Consider the following 3,634-nt stretch of genomic DNA (forward strand, 5'->3'; position numbering starts at 1 on the left):
AAAAACAGGAACTGCTCAACCGCCTTCAGGATCCGGGAAAGTTTCTTCTCTTCAGCATTCATCAGTTTTTTGACACCCTCTTCGGATCCCTGCCCGGAGAGGTGAAAAGCGAGTACGGGGCAGTTTGGGTGCCGCGCACCTCCTACTTGGATGAGAAGGAGCGAGATGAGCTGACAGAGCATTTGCGCCTGATCACCAGCGAGGCCTATTTGGTCAGCGTTCCCTCTGCCGAGGCCACCCTCATTAGCTATTGGCGAGTTTTGGCCGATTCCTTCTACAACCAATGGGTTTTGAATCAGTATAAGCAATTGCAGAGCTATGGGGTGGATTTGGAGCAACAGGGCATCCAGATTCTGGAACGAGAACGATTTCTGGATGAGGTTCAGTTGCGCTTTGCCGCCCGCCACCGAGAAATTGTGACTCAAAATGTAGAGAAAATCACCCGAATTGTGGTGGATAGCCTGGCCAAGCGGGTGGCCCTCAACACCGGCCAGCAAAGTTTTCAGGCTATGCGGGCCAAGTTGACCACCGTTTTGGATATGGACATTTCCCGCAAGGACGTGGGAGAAGTCAAGCGGCTGATCGACTACTTTACGGATGTGTTTTTGGGCAAGCGGGAGGAGCTGCGCTCCCCCTATCCGGTGGGCACGATTTTACAAGTCAAGGCGGCCATTGAGGCTCGCCCCCCCGATAGCCGCACCCGCATTGGTCTGGAAATTTTGGGTCAGCTCTACCGCGAGTACGTTCCTCTGCTGGGATCCGCACCGAAATAGGAACGGGGGCAGAGCGGGGGATCCCGTAGGCCGACAGGTTTTGGGCACAATGGGGACTGGCGCGCTGTCTAGGGTTGGAGACGGAGATTCCCCATGCGCTACCGCCAGCTTGGCCACAGCCCTTTGCAAGTTTCCGAGATCTGCCTGGGCACCATGACCTTTGGGCAGCAGAATACTTTGTCTGAGGCTTTCGAACAGCTCGACTACGCGGTGGAGCACGGGATCAACTTCATCGATACCGCCGAGATGTACCCGGTGCCGGCGCGGGCGGAAACCCAGGGATCCACCGAGCGCTACATCGGCGAGTGGCTACAACACCAACCGCGGCATCGCCTGATCCTGGCCACCAAGATCACCGGCCCTGGTCGGCCCTGGCATTGGATTCGCGGCGGATCCCTGTCCATTACCCGCGACAACCTCAAGCAGGCGGTGGCCGGCAGCCTCAAGCGCCTGAAGACCGACTACATCGACCTCTACCAGATCCACTGGCCGGATCGCTACGTGCCCCTGTTTGGGGGCGTTGCCTACGATCCCAGCCAGGAGCGGCCCACCGTTCCCATTGCCGAGCAGTTGCAGGCTCTGGCGGAATTGGTGCAAGAGGGTCTCATTCGCTACATTGGCCTGAGCAACGAAACCCCTTGGGGGGTGAGCAAGTTCTGCCAGGTGGCTGAGCAACTGGGGTTGCCCAAGGTGGTCTCGATTCAGAATGCCTACAGCCTCATCAACCGCACGTTTGAAATGGGCCTGGCGGAAGTCTGCCGCCACGAGCAGGTGGGCTTGCTGGCCTACAGCCCGCTCGGATTTGGGCTGCTGACGGGCAAATATCTGGGGGGGGTGAAGCCGCCGGGATCCCGTTTGGCCTTGTTTGAAGGCTTTGGCCAGCGGTACCGCAAGCCGAATGTGGAAGAAGCGGTGGCCGCCTATGTGCAAATTGCCCGCCGGCACGGTCTGACACCGGCCCAGTTGGCTTTGGCCTTTGTGCGCAGCCGCTGGTTTGTCACCAGCACCATCATTGGGGCCACCAGCCTAACCCAACTCAAAGAGAACCTCAGTTGCCTGGATGTGGAGCTGTCCCCGCAGATCCTGGCGGAGATCGAGGCGGTGCACCAGCGCTACCCCAATCCTGCCCCCTGAAAGGTTGGCGAAACCGGTGGCCAGACAGAACTTTTCAGAAGGTTTCCTCGTCTGGGTGTGCGGTTTGGATATCCTCTCCAACTCTTCTGTCCGGCCAGTTTCTATGGCCTCTCCCAGCCAAGAGTGGGGATCCGAGACCTGAATCCTGTACCCAGAACCTGAGGTGTGAACGATGCGTGAGCTTTCCCTTTGGCAGGGCTGGAAAACCGCCGCTCTGGTGATCAGTTGCAGCAGCTTGGCCTGGCTTGGGGATCCCGCTTGGGCCCAACTTTCTGATATCAGCACCTATTGGGGTGCCCAGTACATTGCTGGGTTGAATAAACGGCAGATCATCGGCGGCTTCCCGGATGGCACCTTTCGTCCCAATGAATCCATCACCCGTGCCCAATTTGCCGTTATTGTCACCAAGGCTTTTGGCCTAGATACCAACGTTCCTGTGCGCTCCTTTGCCGATCCCATTCCCAGTTGGGCGGCTCCCTCCATCGGCGCGGCGGCAGCGGCAGGGTTTGTTTCCGGCTTTCCGGACGGCACCTTTCGCCCCAACGATGTGCTCACCCGTGCGCAGGCCATCACTGTCCTGACCCGTGCCGCCACCAACGGTAGGCTCATCGAAGATGCCGGCCAAATTGACGCGATCCTATCCGCGTTCGGCGATGCCAATTTGGTTCCCAACTTTGCCCGCGCCCCCATCGCGACAGCAGTTCAGGAAGGGCTGTTGGTGCTCTACCCCAACCCCACCCAATTGAATGCCCAGGCGGTGGCCACGCGGGGGGAAGTGGCTGCTCTTACCTACCAAGCGCTGGCCAAGGTGGGCCGGGTGCCCAATTTGGATCCGCCGGTGGGGGCTGCCATTCCCGGCCCTGGGATCCGTACCGAGCTCCTTGCCCAGGTCACTCCTACGCCCGAACCCCTGGCCACGCCGGACATTCCCATTGAGCCTCTGGTAGAAACGCTGCCCGCCGCTCCAGAGGTGAGAACCTTCTTTGCCCGCGAAGAGCTGGGATCTGTAAACCCAGGAGATACGATTACCGTGTTTTTGCTGGGATCCCCAGGTGCGCAGGGATCGTTTTCCATCCCCGGCATTGCCTACAACCTGCCACTGCAGGAAACCCGCCCAGGGCAATACGAGGGCAGCTACACCTTCCGCAGCCAAGACCGGGCCTCAGAAGCGCCTGTTTTTGTCCGCTTGGAGCGGGATGGACTGGTAACCCTGGTGCAGCTGCCGGATAAGACCATCACCATCGGGCGGGTTACCGACACCACCTTCCCCACCATCAGCGAACTGGCCCCTCCCAATGGATCCCTAACAGACAACCCTCGCCCCTCCATCTCAGCCCGTTTCCAAGATGACCAAGGAATTGACCTGAATAGCTTTACCTTGCTGGTGAACAATGTGGATGTCACCGCCCAAGCCCAGCTCACCCGCACCGGCTTTACCTACACCCCTGCCGAGCCGCTGCCCACCGATCGACCGACCTTGATCGCCGTCCAAATTGCCGATACCAGCGGCAACACCACCATCCAGCAGTGGTCTTTCCAGGTGCAGGCCGCCCAGCCCACTCCCACACCAACTCCAACACCAACCCCGACACCAGCAGCGACACCCACACCGACCCCAACACCAACCCCAACACCGACAGCCACGCCCACACCGACCCCAACGCCGGAAGCTACACCCACTCCCACTCCCCAGCCTGGCGGAGAGCATGACTCTAGTCAATAATAAG

At 59.5% G+C, this 3,634-nt stretch carries 2 protein-coding genes and 1 pseudogene; all 3 read left to right on the forward strand.

The features are described 5' to 3' along the window. Window positions 1-773, forward strand: a pseudogene (locus NW818_RS12550) (hypothetical protein); the annotation flags it as partial. 93 nt (window positions 774-866) lie between these two features. Next, on the forward strand, window positions 867-1,907 hold the full coding sequence (locus NW818_RS12555) for an NADP(H)-dependent aldo-keto reductase (RefSeq protein WP_414424739.1): 1,041 nt from the start codon (window positions 867-869) through the stop codon (window positions 1,905-1,907). Window positions 1,908-2,079: 172 nt separating this feature from the next. Next, window positions 2,080-3,630 carry an S-layer homology domain-containing protein gene (locus NW818_RS12560; RefSeq protein ID WP_414424740.1) on the forward strand — a complete coding sequence of 517 codons (1,551 nt, stop codon included), beginning with the start codon at window positions 2,080-2,082 and terminating at the stop codon, window positions 3,628-3,630. Window positions 3,631-3,634 lie beyond the last annotated feature (4 nt).

The organism is Synechococcus sp. R6-5, from assembly GCF_047461775.1.
Classification (GTDB): Bacteria; Cyanobacteriota; Cyanobacteriia; order Thermostichales; family Thermostichaceae; genus Thermostichus.